Source organism: Halotalea alkalilenta DSM 17697 (assembly GCF_000621205.1).
GTDB lineage: Bacteria > Pseudomonadota > Gammaproteobacteria > Pseudomonadales > Halomonadaceae > Halotalea > Halotalea alkalilenta.
The window spans coordinates 75,019-91,321 of record NZ_KK211229.1; the positions used below are offsets into that span (position 1 = coordinate 75,019).

The 16,303-nt window shown below is 65.6% G+C and carries 14 protein-coding genes; 8 read left to right on the forward strand and 6 right to left on the reverse strand.

Annotated elements, in window-relative coordinates; genetic code table 11:
• Positions 1-79 precede the first annotated feature (79 nt).
• On the forward strand, positions 80-1,066 hold the full coding sequence (locus tag Q376_RS0114745; protein ID WP_027350949.1) for an N-acetylmuramoyl-L-alanine amidase: 987 nt from the start codon (positions 80-82) through the stop codon (positions 1,064-1,066).
• Positions 1,067-1,095: 29 nt separating this feature from the next.
• Here the strand turns inward: Q376_RS0114745 and phoR are convergent, their stop codons facing one another.
• From phoR to ubiA, 3 genes are all read right to left on the reverse strand, one after another.
• The gene (gene phoR, locus Q376_RS0114750; protein WP_027350950.1) at positions 1,096-2,415 is read right to left on the reverse strand and encodes a phosphate regulon sensor histidine kinase PhoR; all 1,320 of its coding nucleotides are present in this window, start codon (positions 2,413-2,415) and stop codon (positions 1,096-1,098) included.
• Positions 2,416-2,439: 24 nt separating this feature from the next.
• Complete coding sequence (gene phoB, locus Q376_RS0114755) at positions 2,440-3,132, reverse strand: phosphate regulon transcriptional regulator PhoB (RefSeq protein WP_027350951.1); 693 nt, start codon at positions 3,130-3,132, stop codon at positions 2,440-2,442.
• A 134-nt stretch (positions 3,133-3,266) separates the two neighbouring features.
• A complete protein-coding gene (gene ubiA, locus Q376_RS0114765) occupies positions 3,267-4,154 on the reverse strand; it encodes a 4-hydroxybenzoate octaprenyltransferase (protein ID WP_027350952.1) in 888 nt (295 codons plus the stop codon).
• 461 nt (positions 4,155-4,615) lie between these two features.
• Here ubiA and Q376_RS0114770 point away from each other — a divergent pair, with 461 nt between their 5' ends.
• Positions 4,616-4,894 carry an HU family DNA-binding protein gene (locus Q376_RS0114770; RefSeq protein WP_027350953.1) on the forward strand — a complete coding sequence of 93 codons (279 nt, stop codon included), beginning with the start codon at positions 4,616-4,618 and terminating at the stop codon, positions 4,892-4,894.
• 297 nt (positions 4,895-5,191) lie between these two features.
• On the forward strand, positions 5,192-6,472 hold the full coding sequence (locus tag Q376_RS0114775; protein ID WP_027350954.1) for an MFS transporter: 1,281 nt from the start codon (positions 5,192-5,194) through the stop codon (positions 6,470-6,472).
• A gap of 4 nt (positions 6,473-6,476) precedes the next feature.
• On the opposite strand, the gene Q376_RS0114780 is transcribed toward Q376_RS0114775, so the two are convergent.
• Positions 6,477-7,808, reverse strand: a complete 1,332-nt coding sequence (locus Q376_RS0114780) for a DUF3100 domain-containing protein (RefSeq protein WP_027350955.1) — start codon at positions 7,806-7,808, stop codon at positions 6,477-6,479.
• A 241-nt stretch (positions 7,809-8,049) separates the two neighbouring features.
• Here Q376_RS0114780 and hmuQ point away from each other — a divergent pair, with 241 nt between their 5' ends.
• From hmuQ to epsC, 5 genes are all read left to right on the forward strand, one after another.
• Entirely contained in the window at positions 8,050-8,382 is a 333-nt protein-coding gene (gene hmuQ / locus Q376_RS0114785; protein ID WP_027350956.1) for a heme-degrading protein HmuQ, read from the forward strand.
• A 444-nt stretch (positions 8,383-8,826) separates the two neighbouring features.
• On the forward strand, positions 8,827-9,708 hold the full coding sequence (locus tag Q376_RS0114790; RefSeq protein WP_027350957.1) for an NAD(P)-dependent oxidoreductase: 882 nt from the start codon (positions 8,827-8,829) through the stop codon (positions 9,706-9,708).
• A complete protein-coding gene (locus tag Q376_RS0114795) occupies positions 9,708-11,273 on the forward strand; it encodes an aldehyde dehydrogenase family protein (RefSeq protein ID WP_027350958.1) in 1,566 nt (521 codons plus the stop codon). Before Q376_RS0114790 ends, Q376_RS0114795 begins: the two co-directional genes overlap by 1 nt.
• 69 nt (positions 11,274-11,342) lie before the next feature.
• A complete protein-coding gene (locus Q376_RS22885; RefSeq protein ID WP_052365341.1) occupies positions 11,343-12,230 on the forward strand; it encodes a VOC family protein in 888 nt (295 codons plus the stop codon).
• 27 nt (positions 12,231-12,257) lie between these two features.
• Complete coding sequence (epsC, locus tag Q376_RS22890) at positions 12,258-12,995, forward strand: serine O-acetyltransferase EpsC (protein ID WP_081803583.1); 738 nt, start codon at positions 12,258-12,260, stop codon at positions 12,993-12,995.
• Positions 12,996-13,015: 20 nt separating this feature from the next.
• Here the strand turns inward: epsC and Q376_RS0114810 are convergent, their stop codons facing one another.
• Together Q376_RS0114810 and Q376_RS0114815 are read right to left on the reverse strand one after the other, a co-directional pair.
• Positions 13,016-13,930: a LysR family transcriptional regulator gene (locus Q376_RS0114810; RefSeq protein WP_027350959.1), complete on the reverse strand. Its 915-nt coding sequence runs from the start codon at positions 13,928-13,930 to the stop codon at positions 13,016-13,018.
• A 120-nt stretch (positions 13,931-14,050) separates the two neighbouring features.
• Entirely contained in the window at positions 14,051-16,294 is a 2,244-nt protein-coding gene (locus Q376_RS0114815; protein WP_211266686.1) for a putative bifunctional diguanylate cyclase/phosphodiesterase, read from the reverse strand.
• Between the last annotated feature and the right edge of the window lie 9 nt (positions 16,295-16,303).

Sequence of the window (16,303 nt, forward strand, 5' to 3'; positions counted from 1 at the left end):
TACGCTCTCCGTCGTCCGTCGGTGGGGAAGTGTCCTGGTGTCGTGCTTTTCCTTGACCTGCTGCGAGATTCGTCCCGCCATGCCGAAGCGTTTCCTGTCCCTCGCATTCGCCCTGCTGCTCGCCGGCTGCGCCGGTGCACCTCCTGCTCCGACGCCTCCTTCGCCTCCCCAGGCGCCGACCCCGGTGGTCGAGGTGCCCGATTTCGAGACCCCGGTGATCCAGGACCGGGCACCTGCGCGGCGCTACTCCGCCGAACAGGGCCGTGCTCTCGAACGACGCAGCGGCTATCGCGTCGACCACTCGGTGCGCAGTGCCGGGGTCAACCAGCGGGTTCGCTATCTGGTGATCCACTATACCGGCGGCGACGACGCCGCTGCGCTGCGCGCCCTCACCGGCAGCCAGGTGGGGACCCACTACCTGGTGCTCGACCAGCCCGGCGAGTTCCAGCAGCAGCCGGTGGTGCTGCAGCTCGCTGACGAGTCGATGCGGGCGTGGCATGCCGGTGTCAGCGCCTGGGGGGACCGGGAAGGGCTCAACGACACCTCGATCGGCATCGAGATCGTCAATCCCGGCTTCACCCAGACCCCGAGCGGGCTGAGCTGGTCGCCGTTCTCGGAGTCGCAGATCCAACTGGTGATCGCGCTGGCCAAGGACATCGTCCAGCGCTACGACATCGAGCCCACCAATGTGGTCGCCCACTCCGATATCTCACCCGGGCGCAAGCTCGATCCGGGGCCGTTCTTCCCCTGGCAGCGCCTCGCCCAGGCGGGCGTTGGCGCCTGGCCCGAGCGCGCCACGGTGGCCCGCTACCTGAACCAGTTCTCCAACGGTCGTGTTCCCAGCGTGCGTGCGCTCCAGCAGGGCCTTGCGCGCTATGGCTATCGGCTCGAGCAGACCGGGCGCATGGACGATCAGACCCTGCGGGTGCTGAAGAGCTTCCAGATGCGCTTCAGGCCGACCGACCACACCGGCTTCTACGACGCCGAGAGCGCGGCGATCCTGTTCGCCTTGATCGAGAAGTACCACGGTCCTGCTCAAGCCGGAGCGATCCTCGCCAGCAGCTAGGGCGTGTCAACACGCCCTCGGTGGACCGCTCAATCGGCGCAGGCGTCGCTGGGCGTCGGCAGGCTGACCCGCTCGGCGGGGAAGCAGAGGGTGAAGCGGGCGCCGCGGCCGAGACTCGATTCGATCTCCAGCCGGCCCTGGTGGCGCAGCAGCACGTGCTTGACGATCGCAAGCCCAAGGCCGGTGCCACCGGTCGCGCTGGAGCGGCTCTTGTCGACGCGGTAGAAGCGCTCGGTAAGACGGGAAAGGTGGCGCCGCTCGATGCCTTCGCCATCGTCGCTCACCGACAGGCAGCCTTCGCCGCTGTCGGCCAGGTACCAGCGCAGTTCGATACGGCGGCCGTTGCCGGCGTAGCGTACGGCGTTGGAGACCAGGTTGGTCAGCGCGCTGCGCAGCTCCTCGCGGGCGCCGAGCAGCTCAGCGGAGGTCTCGATCTTGAGCTCGAAGGTCTGGCGGCCCTTCGACAGCGCGACGCCGTCGCTGTGCACCTGTTGGATCAGTGCGGCGACATCGACGGCGATACGCGGCGAGAAGCTCTGCTCGTTTTCGAGCCGCGACAGCATCAGCAGGTCGTCGATCAGGTGACGCATGCGGTCGGCCTGCTGCTCCATCTGCGCGACGCCGCGCGCGAGCCTGGGCGGCAGCGCGGTTTCAGCGGCCTGGGCCAGCGGTTCGAGATAGCCGGTGAACACCGTCAGCGGAGTGCGCAGCTCGTGCGATACGTTGGCGACGAAGTCGCGGCGCATCTGCTCGAGTCGCTGCAGTCGGGTGATGTCGCGTACCACCATCAAGCGCTCGTGATCGCCGAACGGGGTGATCTGGAACTGCAAGGTGCGTGACTCGTCGACCGGCGAAGGCAGTTCGAGCGGATCATCGTAGTGCTGGGCGAGGAAGTAGTGGACGAAGCGCGGATGGCGCAGCAGGTTGGTGACGTGCTGGCCGCGATCCTGAGGCTGCTCGAAGCCGAGCATCCTGGTCGCCGCCGCGTTCCAGCTGTCCAGCGCGGCGTGGGCGTCGAGGATCACCATCGCGTCGTACATCGCCTCCGAGGAGCGCTCGACGCGATCGATCACCCCCTGCAGATGGGCCTGCTGCTGGCGCTCCCGCTTCTGGTAGCGATAGAGGCGATCGAACAGCTCGCCCCAAAGTCCGGTGGCCGACGGTGGGTTGGTGCCATCCGGGGCCTTGGCCCAGCGATAAAGGCGCCTGAGCTGGCGAAAGGTCAGGAGCAGGTAGAGACCCAGCCCGGCGGCAAGGCCGAAACCAGCGTGGCCATAGTGCCCACCCAGCAGGGTGCCGAGCGCGCCGCATAGAGCGAGCAGCAAGAATTCGCGGGTCCAATGGCGCATCGGGAGCCCGTGGCCGCCTCCTTGTCAGGCGCGTGAGCGCTGGCGTGAGAACCGATAGCCGGTGCCGCGCACCGTCTGGATCAGGTAATCGTGACGCTCACCGAGCGCCTTGCGCAAGCGGCGAATGTGCACGTCGACCGTGCGCTCCTCGACATAGACGCTGGCGCCCCAGACCTGATCGAGCAGCTGGGCGCGAGAGTAGGCGCGCTCCTGGTGGGACATGAAGAACGCCAGCAGGCGATATTCTGTCGGCCCCATGTCGATCGGCTGGTTGTCGATGCTGATCCGCTGGCTCTCGGTATTGATCGACAGGCCATCGACCTCGATCACGCCCTGGCTCGCCGGCGCCGCCCTGCGCAGCACTGCGCGCATCCGCGCGATCAGCTCACGGGGCGAGAACGGCTTGGTGATGTAGTCGTCGGCGCCGGCTTCGAGCCCCTGCACCTTGTTGTCCTCTTCGCCCTTGGCGGTGAGCAGGATCACCGGGATTTCCCGCGTGGTCTCTTCGCGCTTGAGCCTTCTCGCCAGCTCGACGCCGCTGATGCCGGGCATCATCCAGTCGAGCAGGATCATATCGGGGCGTTCGTCGACGGCCAGCGCCAGCGCCCGCTGGGCGTTGTCGGCCTCGAGGACCTGGAAGTCGGCCATCTCCAGGGCGATCGCGATCATATCGCGGATGGAGGATTCGTCATCGACGATCAACACGGTTCGGGTCATTGCAGATCATCTCTCTGGGTGGGTTGCAGGCGGGGCGAATCCCCGGCCTTCTGCCGGCCCGCGACCGCGCCCTGGGGCGCAGACACATGACGATTCAAGCGCAGTGACGTGACAGTCTCGTGACATGCCCCCCGTCAGGCGGGCCAGGTGGCCAGACCGATGCCGGCGAACATCACTACACCGACCCAGTGGTTGTTGAGAAAGGCCTGGAAGCAGCCCTCGCGCGAGCGATGCCGGGTCAGCCACTGCTGATGAACGAACAGCGCAGCGATTCCCAGCAGCATGATCCAGAAGTAGCCGTCCAGCGAGAACGAGAGCCCGAGCCCGACGAGCAGCAGCAGGACCAGCGCCTGGAGCATCGCCAGGATCGCCAGGTCCAGCGAGCCGAACAGTATCGCGGTCGATTTGACCCCGATCTTGAGGTCGTCGTCGCGATCGACCATCGCATACTGGGTGTCGTACATCAGCGTCCACACCAGGTTGGCGAAGAACAGCCACCAGGCGGCGGCGGGCACGCTGCCGGTCACCGCGGCGAAGGCCATCGGGATGCTCCAGCTGAACGCCGCGCCGAGTACCAGCTGGGGCAGGTGGGTGTAGCGCTTCATGAACGGATAGAGCGCCGCCAGCGCGGCTGCGCCGAAAGAAAGCATCACGGTGAACGGATTGGTGAAGCAGACCAGCACGAAGGCCGCCACCAACAGCACCGCGAACAGGGCCAAGGCCTCGCGTGGAGAGATGCGCCCGGTCGCCAGCGGCCGCTCCTTGGTGCGCTTGACGTGGCCGTCGAAGTCGCGGTCGGCGTAGTCGTTGATGATGCAGCCGGCGGCGCGCATGAGATAGACGCCGAGCACGAAGATCACCAGGATGCGACGGCTGGGCATGCCGTCCGCGGCCAGCCACAGGGCGCAGAGGGTGGGCCACATCAGCAGCCAGGTGCCGATCGGGCGGTCGAGGCGCATCAATCGGGCGAAGTCGGGCAAGCGGCGCAGCGGACCGGTTTGAAGAGCGGTGAAGGCGGACATCGGGTTTCCATAGGCTCGGATATCGGACACCGGCAGTGTAACACCGGCATGAAAGCCGGATTCATGCCGGATTATCTACGCCCAAACACGTCTAGGCAGGGACGGAGAGTGTTGCTAGCATGTCGAACGCTGTTTCCGAGCTTTCGCACCATCGTGCATGCGTCCCAGACCAAGGCATCCAGTGCTTGTGATATGGTCGCCGCATCACCGGGCGGGAAATGGCACAGGCGGTGCTGCCTCGATGGCTCCGGTGCCTGATCGGATAGTCGTCGGTGGGTGAGGCTTTCGGTTTCACTGTCGGATGGAGCATCGGTCGTCGCGACGGCAGGAAGCTTTATCGCGACGCCCCGTACGGAGTCGGCTTCTTCGCGCTATGAGCGTGGGGGATGGTTGGCTCAACAAAAAAACGTCCGGCTAAGCCGGCAGATTCGCCATCGTCATGGCATACCCAGGAGGCAATGATGCGTAAACCAGAACTCGCAGCGGCAATCGCCGAGCAGGCCGATCTCTCCAAGGACAAGGCCAGCCAGGTGCTGAACGTGATCCTCGAAGAGATCACCGCCAGTGTCGCCAAGGGTGACGACGTCACCTTGGTCGGCTTCGGTTCTTTCACCGTTCGCGAGCGTGCCGAGCGCACCGGAAAGAACCCGCAGACGGGCGCTCCGCTGACCATTCCAGCGAGCAAGAACGTGAGCTTCAAGCCCGGCAAGGGCCTCAAAGACGCCGTTGCCAGCAAGTAAGGCACGCTCTGATCGGCACCGGCGGCATTCGTCGCCGGTAGCCGCTACTTAAATTCCCCCTCTCTCGATCCTCTTTGCGTGTCTGGTCACGAGGCGTGCTCGTGCGCGCATTTCCGCCCTGCTGTGAATTACCTTGGCAGGCTCGTTCCTGGCGCGAGTGCCGACGCTGGCCCAGACTGCGATGAAAGCGCTTTCGGTTGCGATGGAGGCTTCAGTCGCCATCGGGGAACCCGGCGCGGATGATCGCACGGCTGCTCAGCGGTTCGACGCTGGCGCCGGACGCTTGGGGAGAAGGGCATGCCGATGGAGCGGCACGAGAGGGTAGCAGATAGCTCCCGCGTGGAGCCGGTGCTGGCCGAGGTTGGCGCGGGCTTCATGTTGCGCTACACGATCGCCTCGTTCGGGCTTTTCCTCGCCGTGATGACCCCGGTGACGATCACCATGGCGATCCGCGTCGCCGAGCTCGACCCGACTGGCAAAGCAGCCAGCCTCGGGTTCATTCTCGGGGCCGGTGCGTTAGTGGCGATGGTGGCCAATCCGCTGTTCGGCCAGCTCTCGGATCGTACCCGCTCGCGCTTCGGGCGACGACGCCCATGGATGTTCGGTGGCCTGCTGGTAGGGGTGGCGGGGCTCGCCGGAATCGGTGCGAGCCCATCGCTCTGGTGGGTCGGGGTGCTCTGGTGCGTGGTCCAGGCCGGGCTCAATGCCACGCTTTCCGCGCTGGTCGCGGTGATTCCCGACCGGGTGCCGGAACAGCAGCGCGGGCGGGTCTCGGCGTTCTATGGCATGTCTTCCAACGTCGCGGTGTTCTCCGGAGCGGCGATCGTCGACCTGGTCGGTGCCGAAGGCATGGCGATGTTCCTGGTCCCGGCGCTGATCGGGCTCGGATGCATGCTGCTGTTCGCCCTTCGCTACCCCGAGCCCGAGGTGGCCCGACTGGCGCCACCCAAACCATTCTCGATGCTCGCAATGCTGCGCGATTTCTGGCTCGACCCCAGGCAGCATCCCGATTTCGCCTGGGCCTGGGTGAGCCGCTTTTTGCTGTTCATCGGCGGGGCGATGTTGATGACCTATCAGGTCTACTACCTCACCGACGTGCTCGGCATCGACGCGCTGAACATCGGCCGGCGGGTGTTCGTTTCCTCGCTGGTGATGGGCGGCTGCATGATGCTGGCTTCATTCATCTCCGGCTGGCTTTCCGACCGCTCGCGCCGTCGCAAGCCGTTCGTGCTGTTCGCCGGGCTGGTCTACGCCGCGGGCCTCGGCATTCTCACCGTGGCCAGCAGCTTCAGCGGCTTCCTGGCCGCGATCGTGGTCTCATCGCTTGGCTTTGGCGTCTATCTCGCCGTCGACCAGGCACTGGTGGTCGATATCCTGCCGAATCGCGAGCAGGACGCGGCGAAGAACATGGGTATCCTCAACATCGCCAACGCCGCGCCCCAGTCGCTTGCGCCGGCGGTGGCCCCGCTGTTCCTCGCCATCGGCGGCGGCGGCAACTACGTTGCCCTGTTCATCACCGCCGCCGGGCTGGCGTTGGTCGGTGCGCTGGCGATCCTGCCGGTGAAGGGCGTCCGCTAGCGTCTCAGAGCGAGTGGGCGAAGAACTGGGCGATCAGCGTGGCGCCGAGGAAGACTCCTGCGTTGGCCAGCAGCGATACCACCACGATCCGCCAGCCCAGCTGGCGGAAGGCGGGGATGTCCTTGGCCAGCGAAAGCCCGGCGAAGGTCAGCATCGGGGTGACCATGGCGAGGAAATTGACCTTGGCGGTCAATGCGCCGATCTCGGCCGAGAACGGCGTCGCCGGGAAGGTCATCGCCATCGCCACCAGCGAGACCCAGCAGACCGCGGGCAGTAAGCGCCGGGTACCGTGATAGAGCGCATCGCCGATCACCACGGCGACCAGGATCAGCGCTACGCCGGGCAGTGCCTCGAGCATCGATACGCCGAAGCCGATCCAGTTGCCCACCAGCACCATCAGGCCGACCATCAGCCAAGCGAGCAGGCGCTGGCCGTAGCCGAGCGCCGGTACTTCGTGGACCGCGCTCTCATCGACCTCGGCTACGGGCCGGCGCGGCTGGTGGGCGCGACGCCCGATCAGCGGTTCGAGCTTGTTGTAGGTCCACACCGCCAGCGGCAGCGAGATGAACAGAGTGAAATAGGTGCCGATGGTCGTCGCGATAAGGTTGGCGGCTGCAGCGAAGGTCGCCACCTCGTCGGCCATCTCGGGGTGCTGGGCGGCGATGGCGCCCACTGCGGCGGCGGTCATGCTGCCCGAGCCCACTCCCGCCCCCATGCCCAGAGCGATGGGATGGAAGATGCCGAGGCTGGCGACGAAGCCGGCGAACAGCGAGATGAAGATCGCACCGATCAGAGTGCCGGTGATGTACTCGGCGAGCACGCCGCGGCCTTCAGCGGAGTTCATCCCGAAGCGCTCGCCGATGATCGCCAGTCCCGGCTCGCGACCGATCGAGAAAGTCGCGCCGATCGCCTCGCGCTTGATCCCGAGCAGCAGCGCCACCGGCATCGCCAGCAGCACGCAGCCGATCACATTGCCGACCTCCTGCAGCGCCAGCGCCCAGCCGGCATCGGCGAGCCTCGGCAGCGAGCCGCCGACCAGCAGGCCGAGCTTGGCGATGAACAGCAATAGCGCAGGCTGGAGCACTGCGGCGGCCAGATACTGAAGCGGTAGGTCGACCTGCGTCGAGCGTGGCAGGCGAGTATGCCAAACACCCAGCGCGGCGCCGATCAACAGCGCCCAGACCATCGGTAGCAGCACTACTTGGCCGATGCCGAGGGGTATCCTCACCGCACCGATCAAATCGGCGACTATCGTGATCGCCAGTGCGAGCAGGAAAAGACGCAGCCCCCGCCCAGAGAGGGGGTGCGCCTGGGCGCTCTGGGTGATGGAACTCATGGACGAACCTCCCGTGCGAGCCCGCTAGGGCATCGATTGTCGTTATAGTGGCAAATGCTTGCCGCGAGCGGGCGAGGTGCCCGCTTTTCGCATGATTGCATCCAGTGACGCTATCGTCGGAGTATCGAAAGGAGCGGCGTCGCAATGAAACAGGGTTGCCGTTTCAATTTTCAGATCACCGGCGGATGACACTCTAGTTATCCACAGCCGGTTCCATTCGCTGACCAGGAGAGTTGTCCACATGTTCATCGCCATGAACCGCTTCAAGGTGCGTCCCGACGCCACCGATACCTTCGAGAAGATCTGGCTCGAGCGCGAAAGCCATCTCGAGGGGCTGCCTGGATTCATCGAATTCCAGATGCTGCGTGGCCCGGCTGAGGAAGATCACGTGCTCTACGCCTCCCACACCCTGTGGCGCTCGCGCGAGGACTTCACCGCCTGGACCAAATCGGAGGCCTTCCGCGCAGCCCATGCCAATGCTGGCCAGTCGAAACGCGCGCAAGTCTACCTCGGTCCGCCCAAGTTCGAGGGCTTCGAAGTGTTCCAGACCGTCAAAGCCAGCGAACAGGCCTGATCCAAGTGGGGGAAGAGAAGCCGTCCTCAGTTCCTCCCCGTTCGTCCCGAGCGTCGGCGGCGAGGCCGTGGTTCGACTGCCCTCGTTCCTCGGGCGCTTACCACGAACGGGAGGTGGGTCATCATCTGCGGCTCGCGAAGAATGGATTTGTTCTCCTGAATGCTCTGAGCGCATACCTTCCCCCGTTCGTCCCGAGCGGCGCCGATACGCGCCAAGGCCGAGCATCAGCTCGGCAATGAGGGGCGCCAGTCGAGGGATCGAGCGAAGCGCGCCGAGGGATACGGTCGGTTGGTGTGGTCCCCAGGGTCGAATACGGCTGATCATCGATCAGAACACTATCTCGCTTTCAATCGAACACCGCGGCTCCCGATACTGGGTCTTCGTTCGAGGCATGCAGGCTCGAGCGCCGACTTCGACATACAACCAACAATCGTGGAGCCGCGAATGAAGATCTGTGTGATAGGCCTTGGCCAGATGGGCGGCAATATGGCGCTCACCCTCAAAGCGGCGGGGTTCGGGGTCATCGGCACCGATGTGTTCGAGACCGCGCGGGCGCGTCGTGCCGAGCAGGGGCTCGAGGTGGTCGCGCCGCAGGCGCTGCCGGATGCGGATGTCTATCTGCTTTCCCTGCCGACCTCGGTGCAGGTGCGCGAGGTGATCGAATCCTCTCCTGGTTTGCTCGAGCGCGCGCCACGCGGTGCGGTGATCGTCGATACCTCGACCAGCGATCCCGACGTCACCCGCGAGCTCGCGGCCAAGGTCGAGGCCGCTGGGCTCGAATGGCTCGATGCGCCGGTCAGCGGTGGTCCCAAGGGTGCTGCCAGCGGAAAGATGGGCATGCTGCTCGGTGGCCGCGAGGCGACGGTGGCGCGGGTGATGCCGATGCTCGAGGCGCTTTCCGCCAAACGTACCCATGTCGGTCCCGCCGGCGCTGGGCACGTGGTCAAGCTGGCCAATAACTATCTCTGTGCCGCGCACCTGCTCAGCGCCGCCGAGGCGGTGGCGATGGCGGCGAAGGCGGGTGTCGAGCCGAGCGCTTGCCTCGCCGGGATCAACAGCGGCTCCGGGCGCAGCGCGGTCAGCGAGGTCAACTTCCCCGAATGGGTGCTGTCCGGGCGCTTCGATTCCGGTTTCACCACCGGGCTGATGCGCAAGGACCTGCGTCTCGCCCGTGACGCGGCGACGGGCCTTGGGGTTTCGCTCTCACTGCTCGAGCAGGTGGTGGCGCTGTGGCACCGTGATCCACAGGCACCCACCGATATGGACGATTTCAACCGCATCGTCGAACCGATCCTGGCGCAGGCGAAAAGCGAGGCCCCCCGCTGATGACTACTTCCAATTCTATCTCCCTGGATCTTCAGGCCCAGCGCCGGCTCGCGGCGCTGCTGGAGCATTTCGGCCTGGACGGCGATACGCCGCGCTCGAACTGGATCGCGGGCGAATCGCTCGGCGGCGAGGGTGAGCGTATCGCGCTGAACGACCCGGTGACCGGGCGCGAGCTGATCGTTTATCGCGACGCCGGAGCTGGACTGATCGATCGCGCGGTGGCCTGCGCCGCCGAGGCCCAGCTGGTGTGGAGCGGGCTCACCGCTTCCGAGCGTGGACGGCGGATGTACGCCGCAGCGCAGACGATCGTCGCGCAAGCCGATGTGCTCGCCGAGCTCGAAAGCCTGGTCGCGGGCAAGCCGATCAGCGACTGCCGTGGCGAAGTCGCCAAGGTGCGCGAGATGTTCGAGTACTACGCCGGCTGGTGCGACAAGCAGCACGGCGAGGTGATCCCGGTGCCGACCTCGCACCTCAATTTCGTCCGCTACGTGCCGTTCGGCGTGGTCGGCCAGATCACGCCGTGGAACGCGCCGCTGTTCACCTGCGGCTGGCAGCTCGCACCCGCGCTTGCCGCTGGCAACGGCGTGGTGCTCAAGCCCTCCGAACTGACCCCGTTCAGCTCGGTGGCGCTGGTTGGGCTGCTTGAGGCCAGCGGCCTGCCGCGCGGGCTGGTCAACATCGTCAACGGTCTCGGGGCCACTACCGGCCAGGCGCTCACCGGCCACGATGGGATCAGCAAGCTGGTGTTCGTCGGTTCGCCCGAAAGCGGCCGGATGATCGCTGAAGCCGGCGCCCGTCGGCTGGTGCCGAGCGTGCTCGAACTCGGCGGCAAGTCGGCCAATATCGTGTTCGACGACGCCAGGCTCGACGATGCGATAGGCGGTGCCCAGGCGGCGATCTTCGGCGGTGCGGGGCAGAGCTGCGTCGCTGGTTCGCGCTTGCTGGTCCAGCGTGAGATATTCGATCAGGTGGTCGAGCGGCTGGCGCGTGCCGCCGCATTGATCCCGGTCGGCCTGCCCTCGGAGCCCGGCACCCGCATGGGGCCGCTGCAGAACGCGCGGCAGTTCGAGCGGGTCACCCGGATGATCGAAGAGGCCAAGGCGGCTGGGGCTCGGGTAGTCAGCGGTGGCGGTCGTCCCCAAGGGCTGCCGGAGGGGGCCGATGGCTACTTCGTCGCACCGACGGTGCTGGCCGATGTCACCCCGGAGATGACCATCGCCCGTGAGGAGGTGTTCGGTCCGGTGCTGGTGGTGATGCCGTTCGATGACGAGCAAGAGGCGCTGGCGCTCGCCAATGCCACCCGCTTCGGCCTCGCCGGTGCGGTATGGACGCAGGATCCGGCGCGTGCCCACCGGGTCGCCGCGCAGCTGCGCGCCGGCACGGTGTGGATCAACGGCTACAAGACGATCAGCGTGATGTCTCCGTTCGGTGGCTTCCGCGACAGCGGCTATGGCCGCTCGAGTGGACTCGATGGGCTTCGCGAGTACAGCGTGGCGCAGAGCGTATGGGTCGAGACCGCCGCGCGCTCGAGCGTGGCGATGGGCTATGGCAGCGGCCTGGTGTAACGATCGAGCGCGAGCCCGGCCGCAGCAGCCGGGCTCTTCATCCTGAGCGTTCGTGCAAGGAGCAAGACGATGAGTTTCGGTATCGATCATCCGCTGATCGCGGTACGCGATCTCGATCAGGCATACGCCCGTGCGCGTATGCTCGGTTTCACCCTCAACCCGCGTCACAGCCACCCCTGGGGCACCGATAACCATCTGCTGTTCTTCGCCAACAACTTCATCGAATTGATCGCCATCGCCCGGCCGGAGCAGACCAGCTACGCCGATGCCAATGGCTTTCGCTTCGCTCGGCTGATCGAGGCACGCCTGACCCTTGGCGAGGGGATCGCGATGGTCGCGCTCGAAAGCAGCCAGATGGCGCACGACCATGCGCTGGTCGAGGCGCGCGGTTTCTCGCCTTGGGATCCGATCGAATTTCGCCGTCTGGCTCATCTTCCCGATGGCAGCGATGTCGAGGTCGGTGTCGCCCTCGATATCCTCCATGATCCCGAACGTCCCTTCCTCACCCAGTTTCTCTGCCAGCAGCTGCGCCCGGAGCTGTTTCGCGTCGACCCGAATCTCGAGCGCCACCCCAACCAGGCGGCGCGGATCAGCGCGGTATGGTATTCGAGCGACGCGCCCGAACGCGATATCGAGCACTTCCAGGCGATCCACGGTACCGACGCCGTCGAATCGGTGGAGGGGGGCTATCGTGTACGTACCGAGAAGGGCGACTGCTGGCTGCTCGGCGCAGCCGTGCTCGCCGCCCGCCTGCCTTCGCTCGGCCCGCTCGCGGCCTCGCCGCCGCGCGCGGTGGCGTTGAGCATCGAATGTCTCGATCTCGAAGCCGCGGTGCAGTACTGGCGCGAGCGCGAGGTTCCCTTCGCTCGCTTGTCGGCGGGCGTGGTCGAGATTCCTCCCGCAGTGCTCGGCGGCACGCTGTTGCGCTTCGAACAGTGCGAGGAGTGCTTGCTGTGAATCCCGTTCTCGCGCGGAGCCGCTGAGATGCCAAGAGAATATCGACGCGACACCCTTTGGGCGCAGATGCTCGAAGCCGCGCACGCAGCGATCCAGCGCCATCCGCTGCTGGCCGGGTACTATCGCGCCAGCCTGCTCGAGCACGATGGCTTCGCTTCGGCGCTGGCCGGGGTGATCGCGCGGACGCTGGCCTCGGAGCATGTGCCCTTCGAGGCCGCCCGCGACCAGGTGCGCGAGGCGCTGGCCGCCGAGCCGCGGATCGTCGACGCCGCCCTCGATGACATCCTGGTACTGCTGCGCGAGGACGCCGCTATCCCTGAGCCGTTCACCCCGCTGCTCTACTTTCCGGGCTATCGCGCGCTGCAGTGCCAGCGCGTCGCCCATGCCTGGTGGCAGGCCGGGCTGACCGATCTGGCGAGCTATCTCCAGTACCGCGTCGCCTGCGACTTCGCCGTCGATATCCATCCCGCCGCGCGGATCGGCAGTGGGATCTTCATCGATCACGGCGCCGGCATCGTGATCGGTGAAACGGCGGTGGTCGAGGATGGCGTCACCCTGTTCCAGGGCGTCACCCTCGGCGGCACGGGCAAGCTCGACGGCGACCGCCACCCCAAGGTGAGGCGCGGCGCCTTCCTCGGTGCCGGGGCGCTGGTGCTCGGCAACATCGAGATCGGCGAGGGCGCCAAGGTCGGCGCCGGGGCGATCGTGACCAAGCCGGTCGCGCCGGGGGAGACCGTGGTCGGCCCCACCGCGCGGGTGCGCTGATCCTCGAGCCCGGTTTGGCCTCAGTCGGCGCTGCGAAACGCCTGCATCCAGAGGCGAAGATGGCGCAGCAGCGCCAGCCCCGCCTTCGGCAGTCGGCGTTGGACACGTGTGATCATGTGCGCCTGGGAGTTCTGGAATGGCGCGGCGGCGACCGGGCGGGCGACCACGGTGCCATCGTCGAGCTCGCGCGCGGCGGCGAAGCGAGGCAGCAAGGTCGTCGCCAGCCCCGCGACCACCGACTGGCGCAGCACCGCCATGGAGTTGGTCTCGAGCGCGATGCGCGGGCGCCGGCCCGCCTCGTCGAAGGCCTGGTCGACCAGGGTGCGGATACCGTGACCCGGGCGCCAGGCGGCAAGCGGGGTATCGGCGATCGCCTCGAAGCTCAGTGGAGACTCGTCGCCGGCCAGCGGATGGTTGGGCGGGAGGATCAGCAGCAGCGGCTGGCGGCTGGAGTGCCAGAAGCGGATGCGTGGATGCACCCGCTCGTGGAACATCAGACCGATGTGGGCGCGGTCCTCGACCACCGCTTCGATGATATCGTCGGTGCCGGCCAGCTGGATGTCGAGGCGAATGCCTGGATAGCGCTCGGTGAACGCCTTCAATGGCTGGCCGATCAGATCGGTGACGAAACCCTCGCCGACCACCAGCGAGAGCGTGCCGGTCTCCATCCGCTGGTAGGTTTCGAGTCCGGCGACGAACTCGTCCTCGAGCATCCGCCTGCGGCGACAGTAGTCGAGCACCATCTCACCCACCGCGGTGGGGCGAATGCCTCTCGGTGTGCGCTCGAGCAGCGGCGCATCGAGCGCCTGCTCGAGCAGGGTGATCTGGCGGCTCACCGCCGAAGGGGCGATGCCGAGGCGCGTCGCCGCCTTGCGCAGCGAGCCCGATTCCACCGTGGTGCTGAAATAGACCAAGCGTTGCTGAGGGACGTCCATCGACGACGGTCCTTGAGGAAGAAGCATCGATTGGGCCACTCGCTGGTGCGAGCGTCAATCTCTCGCCGTGCAGTCCGTGCGCCCGCTGGGAATCGCGGTTTTCCGGCATGATGCCGGCGTCTAGATGGGATCGACGAACTTCATCGCGAATTCGGCAGCCGGCATCGGCTTGCCGAACAGATAGCCCTGCGCTTCGACGCAATCGTTGTCGATCAGGAAATCCAGCTGCTGCTGGGTCTCCACGCCTTCGGCGATCACATCGAGATCGAAGCTCTTACCCAGGTAGATGATCGCTTTCACTACCGCTGAGTCTTCGGCATCCGAGTTGACGTTGCGAATGAACGAGCGGTCTATTTTCAACCGGCTCACTGGATAGCGCTTCAGCAGGCCGAGCGATGCGAAGCCCGTCCCATAGTCATCGAACGCCAGGCCGACACCGAGCTCGCGCAGTCTATGCAGAAGCCGAAGCGTGGTGTCGTCGTTGCGCAGAAGTATGTTCTCGACGATCTCGAGCTCGAGCGAATCGCCGGGAAGCTTGGTTTTGGCCAGTACGTCCTTGACCACGGAGAAAAGCCGCCCCGAGCTCAGCTGCGCCTCGAACAGGTTGACGCTGATACGAAAATCGGGAATTTTCGTTCGCCATTTGGCCGCTGTTTCGCAGGCGCTGCGCAGGACCCATTCCCCCACGGCATTGGCGGAGGGCTTCGCGATCAGCACATCCATGAACGATGCAGGCGTGAGCAGGCCGCGCTTGGGATGACGCCACCGCATCAGCGCCTCGGCGCCCACCACCCGCTGCGTGCCGGTCACGACCTGGGGCTGGTAGAAAAGCTCGAATTCGCCGTTTTCGAACGCGAGCTTCAACTCATGCTCGAACGCCCTTCGTGCGATGGCGACTTCGCGAAAAGACGGCGTGAACATTTCATAGCGGCCTCTTCCCGCAGCCTTCGCCTGATACAGCGCGAGATCGGCGGCGCCGAGCAACTCTTCAGGGTGCGTGCTGTGGTTGGGGGCGAGCGAGACGCCGATGCTCATCCCGACCCTGATCGACCTGCCGGCGAATTCGAACGGCAAGGAGGCGGCCGCTACCAGCCGTTTGGCGGCCACCCGCGCCGCTCGGACATCGTTACCTGGAAGCAGCGCCACGAACTCATCGCCGCCGAGGCGCGCGAGCATGAGCGCATTGGCGCAGTTGTCCTCGATGCGTATGGCCATCTCTTTCAGCACCGCGTCGCCGGCGGAGTGGCCGAACGTATCGTTGACCTCCTTGAAGCTGTCCAGGTCGAGAAGCAATACCGTCACGGGCCTTGCGGCGGCCAACGACTCCGCCAAGCAGGCGTTCCATGCGCCGCGATTGTACAGATTGGTGAGGGAGTCGAGCGATGCAAGGCGAAACAGCCGCTCTTCGTGCTGCTGGCGCTCAGTGGCATCCCGCACGATGGTGCCGATGCAAGGCCTGTGGTGTTCTTCCCACAGCGCGAGTGAGAACTCGGCTGGAAACTCGCTGCCGTCCTTGCGCCGCCCCGAAAGCAGTATCGAACTACTGCCCAGCTCCTTTTTCTTGTATCGCTGCAGCTTTCGAAGCTCGGCGTCGTAGATGTCCCTGCGGCCGTCGGGAATGATGATGGTGATGGGCAGGCCCATGACCTCCTTGGCCGAGTAGCCGAAAATCTTCTCCGCCGATGGATTCCAGTAGGTGATCCGGTTGTTGGCATCGGAACAAACGATGGCATTGGGAGAGGCGGCGGCAAGGCTATCGAAGCGGGCCTGGTTGATCTGCTTGAGGTGATCGAGGCGACGCAGCTCCATCCTCTCCATGATCAGCGCTGCCAGATCGGAAAGGTTCTGGCGATCTTCGTCGCTGAAAGAAGGATGCGGTTTGTCGTCGATCAGGCAGACGGTGCCGATCTTCTCGCCCGTAGGGGTGACAAGAGGCTTGCCCGCGTAGAATCGTATGAAGGGCGAACCGATGACCAGGGGATTGGAAGAGAAGCGCGGGTCGCTCAATGCATCGGGTATGAAAAGAATGTCATCTTCGACGATGGTGTAGGAACAAAAAGAGACCTCGCGGCTGGTTTCGCAAATATCGAATCCGACGTGGGCCTTGAAGAACTGCCGGTCACTGGCCACTAGCGAAATCAGCACGATCGGAACATCGAACAGGCGCGCGGCGAGCGCGGCCAGACGATCGAAGTCTCCCGTTGGCGGCGTGTCCACGAGATGATACTCGTCCAACGCGAGTAGACGCTGCTCTTCGTCGATAGGTATCGGGTAAAGCGGGGAGTCGATGTTCACGGGGTTGGTCGCCTGTCCGGTCGCAGATCCTGTCCCACAGCGTAGGCTGATAGTCCCAGGGTCTGCCAATGCTCGTCA

What these genes read in the sequence shown, in the direction of transcription:
- Q376_RS0114745 (WP_027350949.1), top strand. Translation starts at nt 80, where the DNA reads ATGCCGAAGCGTTTCCTGTCCCTCGCATTCGCCCTGCTGCTCGCCGGC.
- phoR (WP_027350950.1), bottom strand. Translation starts at nt 2,415, where the DNA reads ATGCGCCATTGGACCCGCGAATTCTTGCTGCTCGCTCTATGCGGCGCG.
- phoB (WP_027350951.1), bottom strand. Translation starts at nt 3,132, where the DNA reads ATGACCCGAACCGTGTTGATCGTCGATGACGAATCCTCCATCCGCGAT.
- ubiA (WP_027350952.1), bottom strand. Translation starts at nt 4,154, where the DNA reads ATGTCCGCCTTCACCGCTCTTCAAACCGGTCCGCTGCGCCGCTTGCCC.
- Q376_RS0114770 (WP_027350953.1), top strand. Translation starts at nt 4,616, where the DNA reads ATGCGTAAACCAGAACTCGCAGCGGCAATCGCCGAGCAGGCCGATCTC.
- Q376_RS0114775 (WP_027350954.1), top strand. Translation starts at nt 5,192, where the DNA reads ATGCCGATGGAGCGGCACGAGAGGGTAGCAGATAGCTCCCGCGTGGAG.
- Q376_RS0114780 (WP_027350955.1), bottom strand. Translation starts at nt 7,808, where the DNA reads ATGAGTTCCATCACCCAGAGCGCCCAGGCGCACCCCCTCTCTGGGCGG.
- hmuQ (WP_027350956.1), top strand. Translation starts at nt 8,050, where the DNA reads ATGTTCATCGCCATGAACCGCTTCAAGGTGCGTCCCGACGCCACCGAT.
- Q376_RS0114790 (WP_027350957.1), top strand. Translation starts at nt 8,827, where the DNA reads ATGAAGATCTGTGTGATAGGCCTTGGCCAGATGGGCGGCAATATGGCG.
- Q376_RS0114795 (WP_027350958.1), top strand. Translation starts at nt 9,708, where the DNA reads ATGACTACTTCCAATTCTATCTCCCTGGATCTTCAGGCCCAGCGCCGG.
- Q376_RS22885 (WP_052365341.1), top strand. Translation starts at nt 11,343, where the DNA reads ATGAGTTTCGGTATCGATCATCCGCTGATCGCGGTACGCGATCTCGAT.
- epsC (WP_081803583.1), top strand. Translation starts at nt 12,258, where the DNA reads ATGCCAAGAGAATATCGACGCGACACCCTTTGGGCGCAGATGCTCGAA.
- Q376_RS0114810 (WP_027350959.1), bottom strand. Translation starts at nt 13,930, where the DNA reads ATGGACGTCCCTCAGCAACGCTTGGTCTATTTCAGCACCACGGTGGAA.